At 41.2% G+C, this 21,814-nt stretch carries 15 protein-coding genes and 1 pseudogene; all 16 read right to left on the bottom strand.

Translation table 11 applies throughout. The features are described from left to right. Positions 1–311 precede the first annotated feature (311 nt). Positions 312–2,393, bottom strand: coding sequence for an elongation factor G (fusA, locus tag B7721_RS02810; protein WP_084877396.1), 2,082 nt, complete (start codon positions 2,391–2,393; stop codon positions 312–314). 278 nt (positions 2,394–2,671) lie between these two features. Then, a complete protein-coding gene (gene rpsG / locus B7721_RS02805; RefSeq protein WP_000087873.1) occupies positions 2,672–3,142 on the bottom strand; it encodes a 30S ribosomal protein S7 in 471 nt (156 codons plus the stop codon). A gap of 19 nt (positions 3,143–3,161) precedes the next feature. Next, a complete protein-coding gene (rpsL, locus tag B7721_RS02800) occupies positions 3,162–3,575 on the bottom strand; it encodes a 30S ribosomal protein S12 (protein WP_001142332.1) in 414 nt (137 codons plus the stop codon). Positions 3,576–3,894: 319 nt separating this feature from the next. After that, positions 3,895–4,494 (bottom strand): response regulator transcription factor, encoded by a 600-nt coding sequence (locus B7721_RS02785; RefSeq protein ID WP_000772061.1) that lies wholly within the window; start codon positions 4,492–4,494, stop codon positions 3,895–3,897. Position 4,495: 1 nt separating this feature from the next. Continuing rightward, on the bottom strand, positions 4,496–5,593 hold the full coding sequence (locus tag B7721_RS02780) for a sensor histidine kinase (protein WP_084877395.1): 1,098 nt from the start codon (positions 5,591–5,593) through the stop codon (positions 4,496–4,498). A 4-nt stretch (positions 5,594–5,597) separates the two neighbouring features. Then, positions 5,598–6,332 (bottom strand): ABC transporter permease, encoded by a 735-nt coding sequence (locus B7721_RS02775; protein ID WP_084877393.1) that lies wholly within the window; start codon positions 6,330–6,332, stop codon positions 5,598–5,600. Positions 6,333–6,344: 12 nt separating this feature from the next. Continuing rightward, positions 6,345–7,220, bottom strand: a complete 876-nt coding sequence (locus tag B7721_RS02770; RefSeq protein WP_084877392.1) for an ABC transporter ATP-binding protein — start codon at positions 7,218–7,220, stop codon at positions 6,345–6,347. After that, complete coding sequence (locus B7721_RS02765) at positions 7,207–7,401, bottom strand: hypothetical protein (RefSeq protein WP_084877390.1); 195 nt, start codon at positions 7,399–7,401, stop codon at positions 7,207–7,209. Before B7721_RS02765 ends, B7721_RS02770 begins: the two co-directional genes overlap by 14 nt. Next, positions 7,398–7,604: a hypothetical protein gene (locus B7721_RS02760; protein ID WP_162283473.1), complete on the bottom strand. Its 207-nt coding sequence runs from the start codon at positions 7,602–7,604 to the stop codon at positions 7,398–7,400. Before B7721_RS02760 ends, B7721_RS02765 begins: the two co-directional genes overlap by 4 nt. 110 nt (positions 7,605–7,714) lie before the next feature. Continuing rightward, a complete protein-coding gene (locus B7721_RS02755) occupies positions 7,715–15,256 on the bottom strand; it encodes a YSIRK-type signal peptide-containing protein (protein ID WP_084877387.1) in 7,542 nt (2,513 codons plus the stop codon). 176 nt (positions 15,257–15,432) lie between these two features. Next, the gene (locus B7721_RS02750) at positions 15,433–17,100 is read right to left on the bottom strand and encodes a DAK2 domain-containing protein (RefSeq protein ID WP_070569243.1); all 1,668 of its coding nucleotides are present in this window, start codon (positions 17,098–17,100) and stop codon (positions 15,433–15,435) included. A gap of 2 nt (positions 17,101–17,102) precedes the next feature. Beyond that, a complete protein-coding gene (locus B7721_RS02745) occupies positions 17,103–17,468 on the bottom strand; it encodes an Asp23/Gls24 family envelope stress response protein (protein ID WP_084877385.1) in 366 nt (121 codons plus the stop codon). Positions 17,469–17,620: 152 nt separating this feature from the next. Next, positions 17,621–17,809 carry a 50S ribosomal protein L28 gene (gene rpmB / locus B7721_RS02740; RefSeq protein ID WP_001140948.1) on the bottom strand — a complete coding sequence of 63 codons (189 nt, stop codon included), beginning with the start codon at positions 17,807–17,809 and terminating at the stop codon, positions 17,621–17,623. 438 nt (positions 17,810–18,247) lie between these two features. After that, positions 18,248–19,541 (bottom strand): annotated as a pseudogene (locus tag B7721_RS02730) (ISLre2 family transposase). Between the two features lie 49 nt (positions 19,542–19,590). Beyond that, positions 19,591–21,225 carry a relaxase/mobilization nuclease domain-containing protein gene (locus B7721_RS02725; protein ID WP_084877382.1) on the bottom strand — a complete coding sequence of 545 codons (1,635 nt, stop codon included), beginning with the start codon at positions 21,223–21,225 and terminating at the stop codon, positions 19,591–19,593. Further along, positions 21,219–21,611 carry a plasmid mobilization relaxosome protein MobC gene (gene mobC, locus B7721_RS02720; RefSeq protein WP_193431828.1) on the bottom strand — a complete coding sequence of 131 codons (393 nt, stop codon included), beginning with the start codon at positions 21,609–21,611 and terminating at the stop codon, positions 21,219–21,221. The genes B7721_RS02725 and mobC overlap by 7 nt, the downstream gene beginning before the upstream one ends. Positions 21,612–21,814: the final 203 nt, after the last annotated feature.

Below are 21,814 nucleotides of genomic sequence, written 5' to 3'. Positions count from 1 at the left end.
TCTTCTCTTAAAAAAATAGCTTGTTACTATCATACCATTTTTTCAAAAATTTTCAAGGCAAAAGAGTCAATTTTCTGAATTTTCTATCTAAAAGTGTATTTATGAATCTTTTCCTCATTTTTATTAACTTTTCTACGGAATTAGGAACCTTTATTTACTTTAATTTATCAAATTAGAATATTTTCTTTCTGTCTAGAATTAGTATTTTTCTCACTTAGCGATCAAATTCGTATACTATATTCAGCAAAAATGAATAGTTAAAGACAAAAAAAGGAAGCCACTAAGTGACTTCCTTCTAGAGTGAGGACTGATTAGTCTTCACCTTTGTTTTTCTTAATGATTTCTTCTTGTACTGACTTAGGTACATCTTCGTAGTGGTCAAATACCATCATGAAGGTACCACGTCCTTGAGATGCAGAACGAAGAACTGTTGCGTAACCGAACATTTCAGCAAGTGGAACGTAAGCACGAACGATTTGGCTGTTACCGTGTGCTTCCATACCATCTACACGTCCACGACGAGCAGTTACGTGACCCATAACATCACCAAGGTTTTCTTCTGGAACAGTGATGGTTACAAGCATCATTGGCTCAAGGATAGCTGGTTGTGCTGATTTAGCAGCTTCTTTAAGGGCAAGTGAAGCCGCGATCTTGAAGGCTGTTTCAGATGAGTCGACATCGTGGTATGAACCGTCGTAAAGCTTAGCTTTAACGTCAACCATTGGGTAACCTGCAAGAACACCGTTAGCCATAGATTCTACCAAACCTTTTTCAACCGCTGGGATAAATTCACGAGGAACCACACCACCGACGATTGCGTTTTCGAATTCGAATCCTTTACCTTCTTCGTTTGGACTAAACTCAATCCATACATCACCGAATTGACCTTTACCACCAGACTGACGTTTGAAGAATCCACGTGCTTGAGTAGAAGCGCGGAATGTTTCACGGTAAGATACTTGAGGAGCACCTACGTTCGCTTCGACTTTAAACTCACGACGCATACGGTCAACAAGGACGTCAAGGTGAAGTTCACCCATACCTGAGATAACTGTTTCACCAGTTTCAACGTTTGTTTCAACGCGGAATGTTGGATCTTCTTCAGCCAATTTTTGAAGTGCGATACCCATCTTATCTTGGTCAGCTTTAGATTTTGGCTCAACCATCAACTGGATAACTGGTTCTGGAACGTGGATTGACTCAAGGATGATTTTAGCTTTTTCATCTGTCAATGAATCACCAGTAGTTGTATCCTTCAAACCAATAGCAGCTGCAATATCACCAGCATAAACGGTTTCGATTTCTTGACGACTATTGGCATGCAATTGCACAAGACGTCCGATACGTTCACGTTTACCTTTAGAAGTGTTCATTACGTAAGAACCTGATTGAAGAACACCTGAGTATACACGGAAGAATGTCAAACGACCTACAAATGGGTCTGTTGCAATCTTGAAGGCAAGAGCTGCGAATGGCTCTTCGTCAGATGCTGGACGAGTTTCTTCTTCGTCTGTATCTGGGTTGATACCTTTGATTGCTGGGATGTCAAGTGGGCTTGGAAGGTAATCGATAACCGCATCAAGCATCAATTGAACACCCTTGTTCTTGAAGGCAGAACCACACAATACTGGGAAGAATTCAACGTTGATAGTTGCTTTACGGATAGCAACTTTCAATTCTTCGTTAGTGATTTCTTCACCTTCAAGGTATTTCATCATCAATTCTTCATCAGTTTCAGCGACTGCTTCAACCAATTTTTCACGGTATTCTTGAGCTTGGTCAAGGTATTCCGCTGGAATATCTTCTTCAAGGATATCTGTACCAAGGTCGTTAGTATAGATTTCAGCTTTCATCTTGATCAAGTCGATGATACCGCGGAAGTCATCTTCAGCACCGATTGGCAATTGGATTGGGTGTGCGTTTGCTTGAAGACGGTCGTGAAGTGTGCTTACTGAGTAAAGGAAGTCAGCACCGATTTTGTCCATTTTGTTGGCAAATACGATACGTGGAACTCCGTACTCAGTTGCTTGACGCCAAACTGTTTCAGTTTGAGGCTCAACACCTGATTGTGAGTCAAGAACAGTAACCGCACCGTCCAATACACGAAGAGAACGTTGTACTTCGATTGTGAAGTCCACGTGTCCTGGTGTGTCGATGATGTTTACGCGGTGGTTGTTCCATTGAGCTGTTGTCGCAGCAGATGTGATAGTGATACCACGTTCTTGCTCTTGCTCCATCCAGTCCATTTGTGACGCACCTTCGTGAGTTTCACCGATTTTGTGGATTTTACCAGTGTAGTAAAGAATACGCTCAGTAGTTGTTGTTTTACCGGCATCGACGTGAGCCATGATACCGATATTACGAGTTTTTTCAAGTGAAAATTCGCGTGCCATGAGGTTTGTTTCTCCTATTTATTTTAATTTCTATTCTATTATAACACGATTTTAATAAAAACGGATAGGCAGGACCTACCCGTTCTCAATGTTTATCTTGTTTTTGTTGGTTTCAACTTGTAGATAAGTTGAATTGAACTCGGGCTAAAAGCTCAAGTTAACTGAGTTGAGCTCAAGCTAAAAGTCTGGAGAAAAAGATGAATCTCATTGGTTGCAGTCGCAACCTGCTTTGATTCCCTATTTTCTCTGGGACTTTCTTAACGCTTTCGCATCCTATATTACCAACGGAAGTGTGCGAAGGCACGGTTAGCTTCAGCCATACGGTGAGTGTCTTCACGTTTCTTAACTGCTGCACCAGTGTTGTTAGCTGCATCCAAGATCTCTTTCGCAAGACGGTCTTGCATTGTGTGTTCACCACGAAGGCGAGCGATGGTTACCAACCAACGAAGTCCAAGTGTTGTACGACGTTCTGGACGAACTTCAACTGGGACTTGGTAGTTAGATCCACCAACACGACGTGCACGTACTTCAAGTACAGGCATGATGTTTTCCATAGCTGTTTCAAATACTTCAAGTGCATCGTTACCAGTAGCTTCTTTGATTTGCTCAAAAGCACCGTAAACGATTGAAGCAGCTGTACCACGTTTACCATCAAGCATAACGCGGTTGATAAGACGAGTAACTAGTTGTGAATTGTAAAGCGGATCTGGCAATACGTCACGTTTTGGAGCTCTATTTTTACGACTCATTTCTCTTTATCCCCTTTCCTTATGCTTTTGGACGTTTAGTACCGTATTTAGAACGGCCTTGTTTACGATCGTTAACACCTGCAGTATCAAGTGCACCACGGACGATATGGTAACGTACCCCTGGAAGGTCTTTTACACGTCCACCACGAAGAAGCACCACGCTGTGCTCTTGCAAGTTGTGTCCGATACCTGGGATGTAGGCAGTAACTTCGATAAGGTTGCTCAAACGTACACGAGCGAATTTACGAAGGGCAGAGTTAGGTTTTTTAGGTGTCATTGTTCCCACACGAGTTGCAACACCACGTTTTTGTGGTGAAGAAACGTTTGTTTGAACTTTTTTATGACTGTTGTAACCAACGTTCAAAGCTGGTGATTTAGATTTTTCTACTTTTGATTTACGCGGTTTGCGAACCAATTGGTTAATTGTAGGCATCTACATTCTCCTGTGTTTTTTTTATTTTTGGTGATGATACACTTGGTGACAGCTACCATCTGTGTGTACTTTTGCAACATTTGTCAGCACGTCCCTGTACACTTTTGAGAGACCAAAAGTAAAAAGTACCGTCTATTATTGTAACACAATTTTTCCTTCATTGTCAAGATATTTTTCATTTTTATTCTGATCTTTTAACTCTTTGACACTAGCTTTCACCGCTTTTCTAAACCAGAAAAGGAGGCAATTTGCCTCCTCCTTTCTAGTATGGTTTTCCTTTGATTCAAGTTGTCATTTCGGAATTTTTTAACCCTTCTTATCAAAGCCAACCAGATTCTTTTGCAATGTTGGCTGCCTCTGTTCGATTACCAGCATCTAGTTTCGAAAGAATATTGGTGACATAGTTTCGGACGGTTCCATTTGATAGATAAAGCTGGTCTGCGATTTCTTGGTTAGACAAGCCCTGAGCAATTCCCTTTAAAACAGCGATTTCTTGCTCTGTTAACGGATTGGGGTGCGTCATCACCACTTCCATCAATTCAGGCGAATATTCTTTACGTCCTTCGAGAACCGTGTGCAAGGTTTGCATGAGGTCTGCAATGCTTCTTTCTTTTAAGACATAAGCATCCACTCCAGCCTTGACCGCACGTTCAAAATATCCGGGGCGCTTGAAGGTCGTCACCACAACCACCTTTGTTTCTAGCTTTTCTGCTCGTATCCACTCCAAGACTTCGAGACCTGTCTTAACAGGCATTTCTACGTCAAGAATGGCGATATCCACAGACTCTTTTTCTAAAAGTTGGATTGCTTCTTGGCCGTCCTTGGCTTGTAGGACAGAATCTACATCTGGTTGAAAGGTAAGCAACTGGCACATAGCATCTCGCAACATACTTTGATCTTCTGCAACAAGTAGTTTCATCTTAGTTTCTCTCCTTATAAGGTAGCCGAACCCGCACTTCAGTTGGATGTTTCTGACTGATCACTTTTACTTCTCCTGAAAAAGGAAGGACACGGTCTCGAACGGTATGGAGCTCATCCCCTTTTAGAGAAGCAAAGCCACATCCATCATCTCTCACTGTTAGAATGAGTTCTTTCTCAGTTCGTTCTAATTTCAAGTAAGCTTTCGATGCTTTGGCATGTTTGATGATGTTGGTCACTAACTCAAGTAAAATCATGGAGGCCGTTGATTCTAATTCCTGAGTTAGGCTAGCAGTATCTAATTGGTGATTGATTTCTGTTTCAATTCCTGCAATTTCCAGCATTTTTTTAACTGTCGCAAACTCGGAGGCAAGGGTTCTAGTTTTAAGATTTTCAATGATAGTACGGACTTCATTCATGGATTCTTTACTAATCTGATGAATTTCTTTTAATTCTTTTTCCACTTGAGGATAGGCCTGCATTTGAAGAAGCTGGAGGGCAAGGTCCGTCTTCACACTCAACATAGCAAATGTATGGCCTAGACTGTCATGGAGATCCTGACCGATACGACTGCGTTCATTTTCAGCCAAGAAAAGACTGAGCTTGGCATTTTGTTTCATCTTTTCTTCTTTTATCTGTTCAGATACCTGAATCCGATAAAGACCGAAGGTCAAGGCATCAGAAACGATAAAGGTCACCAAGAAAAAGAGGAGGTGCCAGGGACTAACTTGACCAACCATAGAGATTCCAGTTAAAATCATCGGTTGTAAGACAACAAAACTGACAAAACGCCAAGAGTGGAAAGAAACCTCATCCAGCTCATAAATAAGTAGATTAGATAAATAAAAGATAAACCAAGCGAAGCTCGCATTTAGCCAGATGGAACTGTAAAAAATGTAGGCAAGCATGATCCACCAAGCTAGCCACTGCACGGTGCGGTTCTGACTGATTAAAACCGAGTAGAAGGCAAGGACAAATAGTAAGGTCCATAACAAGGTTAAAAGCGGGTACTCTCCAACGATGACACCCGCTATAGGAAAGATGATAAACACTATTGAAATATGAAACATATAATGAGTGTTTTTTAATTTTTCCAACATAGATTTATTTTACCTCGATCCGTTTTTTCAGTTGAATGACCAATACACCAAAGAAAACTGTATATCCTAGTACAACCAAGGCAGAAAGAATATTAAATTCATGGTGCTCCAAATAAGCAGAAACGACCTGCATCAGTTGATAGGTTGGGGTCAGTTTTCCAATAGATTGGAGCCATTCTGGGAAGGAACTCAAAGGGAACCAGAGTCCACCTAGGACAGCCAAAGCAATATAGGCAATATTTCCAATAACCGTCATCAGTTGAGCACTGGGAAGCAAGCTCACCAAGATACCCATGCTGATAAAGACCACACTTCCGACCAGCAACATAACTCCAATCACCAACCAATCAAGCCAAGGCAGGGTCACTCCACGGACAAAATGACCAACCGAAAAGACAACTATAATTGATAACAAGAAAGTCAACAGAGTGCTGAACAGTTTTGATACATAATATTCTACCATAGATACAGGAGAATGTTGAATCAATTTTTGCCAGTTGTTTGTCTTGTCAGACTCGAGTGTGCTAGGGATACTGAAAAAGGCGCTTGACATGATACTAAAGAGCGTCATGGCAAAAAGATAGGCTTGAAGAACAATTTCTGGAACATCTGACCCTGACATCATACCAGAAAAGATAAGGTAAAACACACTTGGTAGTCCGATGGATAGCAAGTAGTAGACGGCTTGCCGTTTCATCAGAATGATTTCCACTTTCATGAGACTTGTCATATTTTTCATCGTCAATCTCCTTTAGTCTTGAGTCGTTTCGAAGATACTGTCTAAGAGAGTTCGATTGCGAACTTCAATTTCTTCGATCGTGCAGCCCTGTTCTTGCAAGGCTTCCCATACTTGGCTGGCTTCTTTGGTGGTGAAAGAAAGAGCATTTTGCTTGATTTCAAGCTCTTGAACCATAGTCAAGGTACTAACAAAATCCTGATAGGTTAGAGGCACCGTAAAGTGTTTTTCTTGTTCTTCACCACGCATAGCATAAGGCGTCGTGTCACGAATCAATTCTCCCTTGTGGAGGACCAAAATGCGGTCAGCCGTATGTTCTACCTCTTCGATATAGTGAGAAGAATATACAATGGTGACACCATTTTTCTTTAACTGATTGACAATTTCCCAAAAATGCTGACGTGTCGAGGTATCCATGGCAGCAGTTGGTTCATCTAAAAATAGAATTTTCGGACGACCTATTAGTGTCAACACAAAAGAGAACAAGCGTTTTTGCCCACCAGACAACTTGCCCGCTAGCTGATTTTTCTGCTTGTCTGAGAATCTCAGCAAGTCATCAATTTCTTTATCTGAAAGACTGTCGGGATAAAGTGACTTGAAAAATGATAGAAGTTCTTTCACTTTCAAGCTTTGAACAACTGCATTTTCTTGGGGTAAGACAGAAACAAGCTGCTTTAATCGAGGATCTGTTGGTGCAAATCCTTGAATGGCTATCTGACCTGAACTCATGAACTTGTCACCCAAGAGGCAATCAATCAAGGTTGTCTTTCCTGCTCCATTAGGCCCAATCAAGGCGACACATTCACCATCGTTGATTTCAAAAGAGATGTTCCGCAAGATCTCCTTGTCTTTTATTTTCTTACTCAATTTCTCAACTTTAATCACAGTCATGAGATTCTCCTTTCAACCACTTCATTCCCATAGGGAAAACAACGAAAATCATAAATCCAAAACCCCAAGCACCACGAATAAATTGGCGAAACAAGGTTTGGTCAAACCAACCAGTAAACATTTCCACTAACCATACCAAGAGTGACAGACCGATAAAGAGATAGATGATTGCTTTTTTCATTCCTCAAACTCCTTTTTCACATCTCTGACTAATTTCAAGACTTCTCTGACAAGCCAAGACATCATTCCAAAGCCAGCAAAGAGCTCCCAAGGAAAATGGTAGAAACCCTCGTCCAATCCTGAAAACATGAGATAGGTCATAACTCCTGCTGCTACTAAACTCACTGCGACAATCATTTTATTTTTCATTTCTTCTTCCTCCAGTTCCTACTTCAATTATAGTCTTTTGAAGTTAGCGGAGCTAGATGCTTCTGTCACTAGGAAATATGACAAATGTCATAAAAAAGAACCGATTTCTCGGTTCTTAAAAATGATTAGTCTGATTCATCGTTTCGTTTCTTTTTACCTAGCAATCCAAGTGTCATGGCACCTGCTAGGGCTGTCAGAATTCCTAGATTTTTCAAACCATCTTCTTGACTTCCTGTATTTGGAAGTTGATTTTTTTCTACAGAGATGTTTTGAGTCAATTGATCTGGTTTCGAGTCAGGTACTGAAAGTTCTTTTTTATCAGACGGCTTCACTTGCTCTGGAAGTTCTACTACTGTTGGAGTATAGAATCCTGAAAGGATATTTCCATTGCGATTTTTACGGATCACTTTCACACCTTTGGCTTGTCCTATAAAGTCTGCCTCAGGGGTAAAGGTGACGGTGCCATCTGGTGAGATTACATAAGTTCCTTCACCTGGAACGACTTTTTCAGTTGTTCCATCTTCAAAGGTTGGCGGAACTGTCAGATCGACATCACCTGTAAAGTTTGGTTTACCAGTCTGAGTTTGACCTTTAAGACCTTCTGATGTCGCATCACTCACTTGTATTTGTCCAAGGACAGTTGGTGTGTAGCGAGCAGTAACTACATTTCCATACATATCCAAACGTTTCACAACCAATCCTTTAGCAGTACCAACAAAGTCTGGTTCTGGAGTAAAGGTAATCTTACCATCTTTATCAATTGTATAGCTTCCTTCACCCGGAACAACCATAGTCGTGCTACCATCCTCAAAGGTTGGTGGTACAGTCGGATTGATATGTCCTTCAAACGTTGGTGTTGCGACTTGTGGTCGACCTTTTGCTTCTGTAGAAGTCGTGTCATGACCAGTAGATGGTTCTACAACTGTTGGACGATAGCTTGCAGTAACTGGAGTACCGTTCTTATCCTTGCGGACAATCGTTACGCCTGTTCCTTTTCCTACAAAATTAGCTTCTGGAGTGAAGGTGACAGTGCCGTCTGGTGAGATTACATAAGTTCCTTCACCTGGAATCACTTTTTCAGTTGATCCATCTTCAAAGGTTGGCTCGACTGTTTCATTGATTGGAACAAGCGGATCTCCACCTTGGAAGGTTGGGGTGCCTGTTTGTGGAACACCCTTAATGTTAACTGAAGAAGTATCTTTACCAGTTGGTCTTACTTTCGTAAACTCTGGGCTGTAAGTCGCAGTAACCGGAGTGCCATTCTTATCCACACGTTTGACTGTGACTGGAGTTGGGTTTCCAACAAACTGTTTATCTGGAGTGAAAGTTACAGTTCCGTCTGGTGCAATCGTGTAAGTTCCTTGACCTGGAATAGATTTCTCTTTGCTTCCATCTTCGAAGGTTGGCTCTACTGTTTCATCAATTGGAACCAATGGGTCGCCGCCTTGGAAGGTTGGAGTACCAGTTTGTGGAAGTCCTTGAGGACCTGTGCTGGTTGCGTTAGTGCTGGTTGGAACTACTTCTTTCACCACCGCTTGGTACTTGACAGTAACAGGAGTTCTGTTGGCATCCACTCGAGTCAATTCAAGCTCTGGTGTTTCACCCTTGAACTGTTTATCAGGAGTAAAGGTCACCTTACCATCTGCATCCACTTCGAACTTACCAACATTTGGCACTTCTTTCACAGTTGTCCCATTATCAAATAGTGGAGTTGAATCAGCTGGGAATGGAACAGAGTCATGTCCTGGAGTGAAGGTCACTTTACCTTCTTGGACCTGACCTTGCAGACCCTCTGTCTTATCACCAGTACCAGTTGGTGTTACTTTCTCAACAACTGGAGCATAGGTCGCAGTAACTGGGGTACCGTTCTTATCCACACGTTTAACCGTTATTGGATCTGGCTTGCCGACAAACTGTTTGTCCGGAGTGAAGGTCACTGTGCCATCTGGTGCAATCGTGTAAGTTCCTTGACCTGGAATAGATTTCTCTTTGCTGCCATCTGCGAAGGTTGGCTCTACTGTTTCATCAATTGGAACAAGTGGGTCGCCACCTTGGAAGCTTGGAGTGCCCATTTGTGGAACACCCTGAGGACCTGTGCTGGTTGCACCGGTTCCAGTTGGTGTCACCTTAGTAAACTCTGGACTGTAAGTCGCAGTCACTGGGGTACCGTTCTTATCCACACGTTTAACCGTTATTGGATCTGGGTTTCCAACAAACTGTTTATCTGGAGTGAAAGTTACAGTTCCGTCTGGTGCAATCGTGTAAGTTCCTTGACCTGGAATAGATTTCTCTTTGCTTCCATCTTCGAAGGTTGGATCAACTGTTTCATCAATTGGAACCAGTGGATCACCACCTTGGAAGCTTGGAGTGCCCGTTTGTGGAACACCTTGAGGGCCTGTGCTGGTTGCGTTAGTGCTGGTTGGTGTTACCTTAGTCACTGTTGGGGTATAGGTCGCAGTGACTGGGGTGCCATTCTTATCTACACGTTTGACTGTGACTGGATCTGGTGTACCAACAAATTGTTTTTCTGGCGTAAAGGTAATAGAGCCATCTGGATTGATGCTGTATTCACCTACACCTGAAACGGTTTTCGTTGACTGTCCATCTTCGAAAGTCATTGGTTTCGTATCATCAATTGGAACCAATGGATTACCTTCTGTGAAGGTTGGGGTACCTTTTTGCGGTTGACCTTGGATACCATTTGAAGTGGCGTCCGTTGAAGTTGGGATTACTTCTTTCACCACCGCTTGGTACTTGACAGTAACAGGAGTGCCGTTGGCATCCACACGAGTCAATTCAAGTTCTGGTGTTTCACCCTTGAACTGTTTGTCTGGAGTGAAGGTTACCTTACCGTCTGCGTCCACTTCGAACTTACCAACATTTGGCACTTCTTTCACAGTTGTACCATTGTCAAATAGTGGAGTTGAATCAGCTGGGAATGGAACAGAATCATGACCTGGGGTGAAGCTGACTTTACCTTCTTGGACCTGACCTTGAAGGCCTTCTGTCTTATCACCTGTACCAGTCGGTGTTACTTTCGTAAACTCTGGACTGTAGGGTGCAGTGACTGGGGTGCCATTCTTATCTACACGTTTCACTGTGACTGGAACTGGTTTTCCGACAAACTGTTTGTCTGGTGTAAAAGTTACAGTTCCATCTGGTTCAATCGTGTAAGTTCCTTGACCTGGAATGGATTTCTCTTTGCTGCCATCTGCGAAGGTTGGCTCTACTGTTTCATCGATTGGAACAAGTGGATCGCCACCTTGGAAGGTTGGAGTTCCTGTTTGTGGAACACCCTGAGGACCTGTGCTGGTTGCATTAGTACCTGTAGGAACAACTTCTTTCACTACTGCTTGGTACTTGACAGTAACAGGAGTTCCATTGGCATCCACACGAGTCAATTCAAGTTCTTGTGTTTCACCCTTGAACTGTTTATCAGGAGTGAAGGTCACCTTACCGTCTGCATCCACTTCGAGTTTACCAACATTTGGCACTTCTTTCACAGTTGTACCATTGTCAAATAGTGGAGTTGAATCAGCTGGGAATGGAACTAAGTCATGGCCTGGAGTGAAGGTCACTTTACCTTCTTGGACCTGACCTTGTAGACCTTCTGTCTTATCACCTGAACCTGTTGGTGTTACTCTTTCAACAACTGGGGTGTAGGTCGTTACAGCCGACTCTCCATTTTTATCCACCACTCCAACTTGAACTGGAGTTGCCGGACCATAGAAGGTTTTCAGTGGAGTAAAAACAATTGTTTTATTTACAAGATCTAAATCGTACGTCCCTTGGTCGGCAATGGTTAGCGAAGTTACCTTCTGCCCATTCTCATCATAAAGAAAGACACTACTTTGGACTAGTTCGACGGATTTCTTTGCTCCATTAATGGTTGTTGTCCCTTTTGTAAAGTGAACCTCGCTCTCGCTTGCTCTATCCTCATCAAACCGAATCGTTGCTAGCTGCTTCTGCCCTTGAAGGCCTTTAGATTTCGCTTCGCTTGCTGAGGGGACAACTGGAAGGGGAACATAATACACCAACCTATCCCAAGAGAATTCTTTTTCCAAATCTTCATCGCTCGGATTTATCGCACTAATCGAATATTGGTCAAGAGCCTCATCTCCCGACATTGTATTTGCGTCAATATCTTCACCTGGATAATAGCCAGGAATTTCAGGCGAAATCACCTGAGACCAAGTTTGGTCTGCAGACCAGTCTGAGTAAGTCACACCTGCTGTCGCATCATTTGGATGCAGTTTTGCCAAAACCTGATCGATTCTCTTCGTTCGGGTAAACGAATGGGATTCTACATGTCTGGGAGGAAGAAGCGATAAATCAGGATTTTTTGCTTTTCTGTAATACTCATAGTTAATTTCGCGAGTCCCACGGACAGTTTCGGTTAGTTCTATAACCTTATGTCTAAACTGAAACTTGAATTGTTTTGGACTAGCCGAGTCACCAAAGGTATGATCTGTAAAATCGTTACTGATCAGTTCATATCCTGCATCTTCCAATTCCTTAATTCGACGAGCAGGATCATAAGAAATTGGTCCATTAGGTTTGCCTACAACTGTGTCTACCTGTCCTAGTTGCACTTCCTTAGACGGATCATTTACATCCACAAAGGTGAAACTTGCAGATGATAGTTTGGTGGACATTTGGATTGAAACATTATTGGACTCAGTGTACTTGGAACTGCCATTTGCCAGTGCCGAAGAAAGATAAGCCGTAGCACCTGGGGCAGTATCTTGCCCGATAACTGCTCCATCGATAGGAAATTGAACTCTACTTCCAGCAGCAACCGGAGCAGTCGAATGCCAACGAACTGCACGAATCTCTGACCAATCCGACACTTGGTCTGCTGTGAGCCATTGTGAAGCATTAATTTCCGTAGCAGTGCCCGCAGTACGACTATATTGAACTTCCCAGCCTGAAGGTGGTGTTAGAGCTTTTGTCAAATGAACTGTAAACTCCGATCCACGATTTCTGGATTCTAGCTGTTTATCGCCTTTCATCGGCAAGGATGATAAAACATAGACATCTGAAACCGCCTGTTTCGCTGCGTTTTTATAGGTCACTCTGAAATCAATCTCGTCACCAGGATAGTGCTCTTGGGTATTGTAGGCAAAGTGTTGATTTGTAGCTCTCTTCACTTCAGAGTAGACACCACTCGCTTCAGAAGCCTGCACGATCACATCGAAGTCATAAGAAACTGAATTTTTCGAGGTAACTGTAATGCCGTCAAGCTCCCCCAAGTCATAACCATTCTGAGCTTGAACGTCAGGAAGTTCCTCGTCCCAAAAAGCAATCGCTTTATAGGTGTAGGTCCCATTTGGAATCGTCTTGTTTTCTAACTTCAAAAGTGTTGCAGGCATAGGGGAGTCTGGAGTCCCCTTTACTTGGGCATAGTAAAGAGTTTTCCCAGTATCTTTGTAATTATAATAAACCTTAAAATTAGGGTTTCCACTAAAGTTTAATTGTGGATCAGCCAAATAAGCCAGATGGTAAACTCCTGTCAAGTTTGCGAAGTTCTGGGTAGGTGTGTCTTTACCTGCAGTCCTTGTGATAAAATCTTCTTTAAAACCAGAAGCATCTGTGTGTCGATTGAAGACATCTGTCCGACGGCGCCCAATCATTGAAATTTGCTGGATAACACGCGTCAATTCGGCTGAGGCCGTTTGAGATAAGGAAACAGTGTTACGAGTATTCTTAAAAGTGGAATCCGTTCTAGAATCCAACTTACTAATCGTCGAGTCTTTATAGAGACTTTCCCAATTATTAAAACGTGTTTTGGTTTGGAAAACAAACATTGATGTATCATTTGTTGAGGACTTCCTCATCTTGATGTTTTTAAACTTGTACTCCAGTTCCTTCACATCTTGCTCTTCCGTCAGTCGTAGACTACGAGTGCTACTGTTAAAAGTGCCTAATAACTCACCTGTAGCTTTATTGTATACTTCTACGAATGCATCCGGTGAAGAGAAAAATTCATTCCAATAACGATCCTCAATCGCATTGACTTCTCGATAAGACTCTCGTGAATCCTGTATTTTATGAATGGCAGTGTAGTCATTGATAGGATAATCTTTTTCAACCTCAGCAACTGATGAAAGTCGAACATAGGAACGGTATTCTGTTTCGCCATAAGAACGAATCATCTCCGAGTCAGACTGATTATAGTGTCTAAATTCAAAGAGAGTAGACTCTGGTTGGTCTGTTTTTTGAACAAAGAGAGTATAGGGGAGAACAGCCGTATTTTGATAACTAGTTCCATCTGCTTTTGTATAGATACCCGTCACAGTTAGCTTTTGCGCTTTTCTATTGATATCTGCTACTTTGGCATTCTTTAACTTGAAAGAAATTGGAATGAGCTTATTTTTATTGTTATTAATATCTTGAAGCGGATTGTTAGCTCTGTTAATCGTCAGATGATAACCCGTCGCATCAGCAGTCCAACCCAGAGCTTTCGCTTCATCTGTCAATTCATAACCTTCTTTTAACTCTATATTATAGGTATAAGAAATGACAGGATCAATGATATGCCCTCCGACATCACTAATCCCCATACCATTGATCATACGACCATCAAAGACACCATTTCCATAGTTGAAATAATCATTTCTTGCCGTATTATTCTTAGGATCTTTCGCACCGTTAAATAGATAGTAGGATACAACCGACGAATCATCGTCAACGATACCATCATTATTTCGATCGTAGCCAATGACCTGATGGTTAGACATTGGTGTCAGACCACCTACCCCGTTTTCTAAGACTTTCCATGTGTGTTCAATACTTCCAAGTTCTTTGAGGACATTGCCAGTTTTATCATAGAGCTTAGCAGTTGCGGTCACCTTGTGGTCTGGTCCAATGGCTTGGACAGCACCTCCCCAGTTCTGAGTCAAAGGATCTATCTGAAAAGTATAGACGAAGTTATAGTTTGCTCCACCTCTCAGATTAACGGGTTCTATCTTTAAATCAAGGTCTCCATTTATTTTTTCTTGACTGAACTTTACACCACCGACAGGAGAAGGGGTCAATTTAATAGCTTTCCCATTTTGGAAATGAATTTTGATATACCCACCAGAATAGTCTGCTTCGTGTCCAGTAATACTAAAGGACAAGGATTCACGGACACTATCTACCGCATGGATATCCTTAATTGGCGAATGAGCTTGAAATGCAGCATTGACTTCATCTAGCGATCTCTTGCGTCTAGAAGAAGTTTTTCCGCTAGAACCGCTTTCTTCCTTGCTTTTCTGCTCAGTTTGAGTTGATTCTAGAGATTGCTTTTTCTCCTTATCTAAAGAAGGCTGACTCGCTTCCTTCGTATTATCAACTTGTGAAACTGGTTGGCTCTGAGCGACTGGTTCAGATACTTCTGTTTTGGACGGTTCAGTTTTATCCTTCCGGTCCTTAATCACTTCGTTCTGTGTTACCTCTTTTTGAGGTTCAGAAAGGACTTCCTGCCCATTCTCAGCACTTTTTTCCTTCTGTTGAATTTCCGCCTGGGTTTGCAGTTCCTTATTGTTGACTTGAGCTTCATCTGCTTGTACTGGAGAAGCAGCCATCACCATAAAGGTTCCTAGCAATACCGAACAGGTCCCAACACTTAACTTTCTAATCGAAAAGCGGGAAAAAGATTGATTAAAAAATTTTTTCTTCATCATTTCTCCTTTATATTCATACTTAACTCAATATAACAGCTTTATCATTATAACCTATCGTAATTAGAATTTCCAATAGAAGGTTTGTTTCAATATAAATTTATTGGTAGGTCAACTTGCATAGAAAAAGGAAGCTGAAAAACCAGCTTCCTTCTGTTGTTTTCATTCCATTTTCACCATTATTCCACACTGAAAAGATATGGATATACGGGTTGTTGACCTTGGTGAATCTCTACTTCAACATCTTCAAATTCTTCTGCGATTTCTTGGGCAATTTCATTGGCAAGTTCTTCGCTTCCGTCTTCTCCGACATAGAAAGTCACGATTTCACTATCTTCGTCCAACATATGTTTCAAAGTTTCAGTCAATGTTTGGTGCATGTCAGGGTTTGACACAAGGATTTTCCCATCTACCATACCAAGATTGTCATTTTCATGAATTGCTAATCCATCGATAGTTGTATCACGAACGGCTGTTGTTACACTACCGCTTACGACATCACCAAGGGCTGCAGTCATGCGTTCTTGGTTTTCTTCGATTGATTTGCTTGGATCAAAGGCAAGAAGGCTCGTCAACCCTTGAGGAATTGTACGTGCTTCTACTACAACAGCTGGTTGTTCAAGCACTTCAGCCGCAGACTGAGCTGCCATAAAGATATTTTTGTTGTTTGGCAAGAAGATAATGTTGCGAGCATTGACCTGTTCAACAGCCTTGATAAAGTCTTCTGTTGAAGGGTTCATCGTCTGACCACCTTCGATAACATAATCCACACCTTGGGCACGGAAGATATCTGCTAAACCTTGACCAGCTACTACTGCGATAAGGGCATACTCTTTTGTTTCAGCAGGCTTGTTTCCTTGAGTTGCTTCTTTTTCAACTTGCGCTTCGTGTTGGTTACGCATATTGTCCACTTTTACCTTGATCAAGCTACCATATTTGAGACCTTCTTGCATGACAAGACCTGGATCTTCTGTATGGACGTGAACTTTGACGATCTCATCATCGTTGACAACAAGCAGAGAGTCACCTAAGTCATTCAAGTAGTTACGGAATTCATCGTAGTCAAAGTCCTTAGAATAAGTTGGACCTTGTTTGAGGGCTACCATGATCTCCGTACAGTAACCGAAGGTAATATCCTCAGTTGCCACATGCCCTGCTACAGACTTGTGGTGCTCTGCATTGATCATTTCACTCATGTTGGCAGGAGTCGCTACAAAGTCCTCAGACGCACTGTATTCACCAGTAAGAGCTGAAAGGAATCCTTCGTAGATGAAGACCAAACCTTGACCACCTGAGTCTACCACACCAACTTCCTTAAGGACTGGAAGCATTTCTGGTGTCTTAGCCAAAGCTGCTTTCGCACCTTCCAAGGCTGCACGCATGACCTCAACAGCATCATCTGTCTCCTCGGCTTTTTTCTTAGCCCCAATAGCCGCTCCACGAGAAACAGTCAAAATAGTTCCTTCAACTGGTTTCATAACCGCTTTATAAGCTACTTCGACACCGGATTGGAAGGCAAGAGCCAAGTCCTGACCTGTTAATTCATCTTTTTCCTTGATAGCCTGAGAGAAGCCACGGAAGAGCTGAGAAGTGATAACCCCTGAGTTCCCACGGGCACCCATCAAGAGACCTTTGGCAAGAATGCTCGCTACTTCTCCAACTGTAGAAGCAGGCTTGTCTGCTACTTCTTTGGCACCATTTTCAATGGTCATTCCCATGTTTGTCCCAGTATCTCCATCTGGAACTGGAAAGACGTTCAATGAATTGACATATTCTGCTTGCTTATTCAAACGAGTTGATGCAGCTTGCACCATCTCTTGGAATAAACTGGTAGTAATTTTTGACACGATTATTCTCCTACAACTTTGATATTTTGAATGTAGACATTCACAGTCTGAGCAGTAATTCCTAGTTGATTTTCTAAACTAAAACGAACACGCTCTTGAATGTTTTTTGACACTTCGCTTATCTTTACTCCGTAGCTCAATACGGTATAAACATCAACTGCAATGCTACCATCTTCGGATGCTTTTATAACAACACCCTTAGAATAATTTTCCTTACCAAGAAGGGCTTGGAAATTGTCTTTGAGGGCATTTTTACTAGCCATACCGACCACACCAAAAATCTCAGTTGCGGCACCACCTACTACGGTTGCAATCACTTCATCTGTCAGTTCGATTTGACCATCTTTTGTATTAATTTTTACAGTCATTTTTTTTACCTCAACTAGTTGATACTCTATTTTATCATATTTCAGCCCAAGTGTAAAAGCAGAATGCTGTATCGGCGGATATTTACTCTATTTTTCAAATGATTTTATCCTTAGAGCAAAAGAAAAAGACCTAAGCGGTCTTTTCATTTTTATTAAACGCGTTCAACTTTACCTGATTTCAAAGCACGAGCTGAAGCCCAAACTTTTTTAGGTTTACCATCGATAAGAACAGTAACTTTTTGAAGGTTTGGTTTTACGGCACGTTTTGTTTGGTTCATCGCGTGTGAACGGTTGTTTCCTGATACAGTCTTACGACCTGTAAAGTAACATACTTTAGCCATTGTGTTTTCCTCCTATTAGATCTAATATAGCGGATGTGCTAGCACCACATACCGTACTATGTTATCACACTTTCTCTATTTTGGCAAGGAAATTCGGAGACTTGTTTGTGTCTAAATTTTTGGGAATAATCAAATATCCTTATAACTCAATAAGAAAGCGAGATTTTTCAGACAAAAAAACTGGAAAAAGTTCCTCACTTTACCCCAGCCCTTGACTATATTGCACTATTTATGCTACAATATTGTTTGACTGATTAAGCAAAGTGTGTGTTTGTCTTAATCGGTGGTGTAGAAGTTGCTGCTTCTACACCTTTTTCGTTTTTCTTTACTATATTATTGTAACACACATTAGGCAAAAAAGCAACTATTTTGTATAAAAACATGACAAAAACACCTCTAAAAAATCTTTTTTTAGAGGCTTTTGTCTGCCTTTTTGTATTATTTATGCCCTCTTTTTCTGATAACAGCTTTGTGTGGCCTATGGTTAATACGAAATCCTGCACCTAGTCCCGTATCCCTAAATTCTTCATACTCTTGTCTCCAACATCCAAAAAATAGATTGTATAGCTGATTAATTCGTTCAAGGAGTATCATTCTGGCCATAGTACAAGCCCCTTCGATGGACCAATACATCCCTCGATGTTTCATGCGGTAAGTGACCTTTCGGTGCTGACTCTCCATTACCCCGATACCACGTGAGGACAATCCTCTAAGTTTAGGTGGCCTAGTGTCACAGAAATTTCTTAATAATTTCTTACGAAAATTGTAAAAATTATCAAGAGCTTCCTGGCTTTCTATGAGAGATTCAACTGTATCTAGTACGGTCTGAAGCAGGCTCTTCTGATGATTTTTGATGGCCTTAAAAGCAAGATCAAGTAGTGTAGACGGGTACGGCTTCAGGAATCTTTTAAGTTCTTCATTGACATGATAGGCATCCCAGAAATGCTCATGACGTTTAATCCGTAGGACCTTCTTAATTTCTTGAAATATTCTGCGAGAATATCCTTTACCATTGTCCGAGTTAGTGATAAGAAGAGTTCGATCAGTGATTTCAAAATGATTATAGAGATAGTCTATCAATTCTTCCTTTGCTTGTTCATGGCTTGTATGGATAATCTCATGCTTATTCTCTAGTACATACCGATTATTACCAACCTTTTTCGCTCCAGTATGAATCAGGAAATGGGCTAAGTCTGTATTGTGTCGTTCATCATTGCTTGATGTTGTCTTGACGAGCACACCATCTCCCTCCAGGTAGATTTTATCTGCCTGGATTTTTTTTCGGTTGCTCATCACCTCTAAAAAGCCGATAGCGTTCCCTATCTGAAAAGAGTCTGCCTGCCATTTTTACAGACTTCAAAACAGCGTCCTTTGTTATCTCCAGGCGATAAGCCATCTTAACTGTTCGACAAACTTCACGGTAGGATAAAACAGAAGCGTGTTTTGCCATGTGAAAAATCAACTCAGGAGAATAACGCATATACTTTTCTAGACCTAGCCACTCATCTACGGGATAAGAACTTTTCTTTCCCTTTCGCCAGCGATTCCTAGAGAAAGTCACCTCTCCAAACGTAAAAACAACTGTCCTCTCTGTACTATCTATCCGCTTATATCCCCTCAATCTCATGGAGGGAGCAATCTGCTCGTCATAATCTCTTATTCGCTTCAGGAATTGCTGCTCACGTTTGCGATCTAGTTCTGCGACAAATTCTTTTTCATCAAATCTAAACATACTCTCTATTGTACTGAAATCAAGACTAGATTGAAAACATCAAAAACTTTTACAAGGTTTTTTCGTCTTCAAAACGTCGATCAACTTTCTCTTCTCGACTACGCACGTGCTCCTTAATATCTCTATAATCTGTGTAATGTTTTAGAGTATCGTCAAAGAACTCTTGTAAGGCTCCTTTTTCAATTTGGAATTGTTTGATCATTTGACTGACATCTTCCAGTCCCATATCTTTTGGAACTCCTAAATCATCCAATAGTTGTACCGCCGCAAGACTATTTTCTGGAGATTGCTGGATGGCTAAAAGTGCTCCTTCAATTTTATGATAACGTCCAAGTCGCTCATCTAGCTGTCTTAATTCCTCCTGGGTAGCCTCTATCTTTTCATTAAAGCGCTCCTCCAAATGTTGAAATTGTGTTCCATCTGTCACGCCGTGCTCGACTAAGAAATTATATTCCTTAATCAGTTCACGCATAGAAGAAATTTGAACGTTTTTAGTTACAAGTGTTTCTCCATTTTGTTTGGCCAATTGCCTTGCGACAGTCAAGCCCATCATGTACCTATTTTTTTGAGATTGATCTGGATTGAGAAAATAAAAATAGTCTTTCTCTTTGATATAGATCGTGTAATTTCCATCCTCATTTTTATCAACTTTATGAGAAGGTATTAAAATGGTACCACTATTTAAAGCTCCCATATCCATCTGTACGTAAATGCCTTGCTTGCTTTCTTGTTCGACTTGCCAGGATTCCACTTCCAATTTCAATTCAAAATCATTTGCCGTCTTTTCTTTTGATTCTTGATATTGTTCTTTCAATTCCTCCACATCAAAAACTAACTGATTCTTAGAAATTCTCTCTTTTATTTTTTCAAGAGAATAAAGTCCTTTCTTTGATAATGTATCATCTCGGACATTTCTTTGTTGGGGCTGATCAAGCAATTTATACTTCACAAATTTACCAGAGAAATCGATCTGAAGATCAAGCGCAGCTGCCTTTTGTTTGAAATCTTCTAACGACAAAGAGTGCTTCAGAAGAAAATCCAGACGCTCCTTAATTTCAAACCGATAATTATTTTGTCTCCGCCAAGCAGAATACTTTGTATAAGAATTTTTCATAGTAGGCTCAATAATTTTAGCTCCATAACGTGCCGCATGTTTGTCCGATATTGCCCTCAAATTTTTCAAAGTTTTCTTTTCCCAACGAAATTTTTTAAGCGTTGAGGTATTGGTTGTATTGAGTATGATATGATTATGAAGATGATCTTTATCCGTGTGTGTTGCGATCACAAACTCATAATTCCCTCCCGTCAATTCTAACATCGTTTGACGGCCAATTTCATGAACTTGCTCAGGAGTCAAGTTATCATCTGGAGAAAAAGACTGGATAATGTGATGGGCCAATACTTGTTTTCCTGAAGATAATTCTTTCAAGTCGTCATCTCCTTTTTTAAAGGCTGCAGCCAATTTTGTCATGACCATTTCTTCATCCGCTACGCTAAAATCAGAGATCCCATTGCCAGATACTAACTTCATTTGAAGTTCACCATCATGATAGACAAGAGGAAAATCAAGATCACTTTCTGCAGTTCCTGATACAAGAGTTTTCGCTTCATTCAGAATATATCGTACAGCTATTTTTAAATTGGAAGGAGTTTTAATTTGTTTGGGTGTTTTAATTACTACCATTCGTCATACGTCCTTATAGTTTTCACTTTTCGCTCCTGTAAACTTTTCTTCTCTGCGCTAGAAAGTTTGGCAGCTACCATCTCTTTCAACTCAGATAGATAGTCAATAACTTGTGCTACTTCCTCTGGCGTAACCCCTTGATTTTCGTTAGCATGCTTGGCAATTTGGTTGATGTTCGTCCCAACTCGATTGATAGCAACTCGAAGATCTTTCAATTCAGAAAAATCAATTTGCACCACCTTTCCTTGCACCAATTGATTCTTCGCATAGTATTGAAAAGATGGAACTCCCATTTGGGCCATCGCTGTTTTAATTTGACGATCTTCCTCTGGTGTTAGTCGTATCAATTTTTGTATATAGCGTTTTCTATTTTCTCGTTTCTGCATTATTTTTTATCCTCTTTCTCTCAAAGTCTCTGGCATTTTCTGACCAGGCATCAGCCCCTGACTTCCTTGTGGCAAGCGTAGCAAATGGATATCCATTTGCGAAATTTAAAAAAATCAGAGAAGGAGAACCTTGTAGTTTTCCTTCTTGATTTTCTCAGTTTTGGGGAAATCCCCAAGCCCCTTTCCTATATCTTTTGGAGTAC

The organism is Streptococcus oralis subsp. oralis, from assembly GCF_002096445.1.
GTDB classification, from domain to species: domain Bacteria; phylum Bacillota; class Bacilli; order Lactobacillales; family Streptococcaceae; genus Streptococcus; species Streptococcus oralis_N.
This window is presented reverse-complemented; position numbering and strand designations above follow the sequence as displayed.

What these genes read in the sequence shown, in the direction of transcription:
- fusA (WP_084877396.1), bottom strand. Translation starts at nt 2,393, where the DNA reads ATGGCACGCGAATTTTCACTTGAAAAAACTCGTAATATCGGTATCATG.
- rpsG (WP_000087873.1), bottom strand. Translation starts at nt 3,142, where the DNA reads ATGAGTCGTAAAAATAGAGCTCCAAAACGTGACGTATTGCCAGATCCG.
- rpsL (WP_001142332.1), bottom strand. Translation starts at nt 3,575, where the DNA reads ATGCCTACAATTAACCAATTGGTTCGCAAACCGCGTAAATCAAAAGTA.
- B7721_RS02785 (WP_000772061.1), bottom strand. Translation starts at nt 4,494, where the DNA reads ATGAAACTACTTGTTGCAGAAGATCAAAGTATGTTGCGAGATGCTATG.
- B7721_RS02780 (WP_084877395.1), bottom strand. Translation starts at nt 5,593, where the DNA reads ATGTTGGAAAAATTAAAAAACACTCATTATATGTTTCATATTTCAATA.
- B7721_RS02775 (WP_084877393.1), bottom strand. Translation starts at nt 6,332, where the DNA reads ATGAAAAATATGACAAGTCTCATGAAAGTGGAAATCATTCTGATGAAA.
- B7721_RS02770 (WP_084877392.1), bottom strand. Translation starts at nt 7,220, where the DNA reads ATGACTGTGATTAAAGTTGAGAAATTGAGTAAGAAAATAAAAGACAAG.
- B7721_RS02765 (WP_084877390.1), bottom strand. Translation starts at nt 7,401, where the DNA reads ATGAAAAAAGCAATCATCTATCTCTTTATCGGTCTGTCACTCTTGGTA.
- B7721_RS02755 (WP_084877387.1), bottom strand. Translation starts at nt 15,256, where the DNA reads ATGATGAAGAAAAAATTTTTTAATCAATCTTTTTCCCGCTTTTCGATT.
- B7721_RS02745 (WP_084877385.1), bottom strand. Translation starts at nt 17,468, where the DNA reads ATGACTGTAAAAATTAATACAAAAGATGGTCAAATCGAACTGACAGAT.
- rpmB (WP_001140948.1), bottom strand. Translation starts at nt 17,809, where the DNA reads ATGGCTAAAGTATGTTACTTTACAGGTCGTAAGACTGTATCAGGAAAC.
- B7721_RS02725 (WP_084877382.1), bottom strand. Translation starts at nt 21,225, where the DNA reads ATGGTAGTAATTAAAACACCCAAACAAATTAAAACTCCTTCCAATTTA.
- mobC (WP_193431828.1), bottom strand. Translation starts at nt 21,611, where the DNA reads ATGCAGAAACGAGAAAATAGAAAACGCTATATACAAAAATTGATACGA.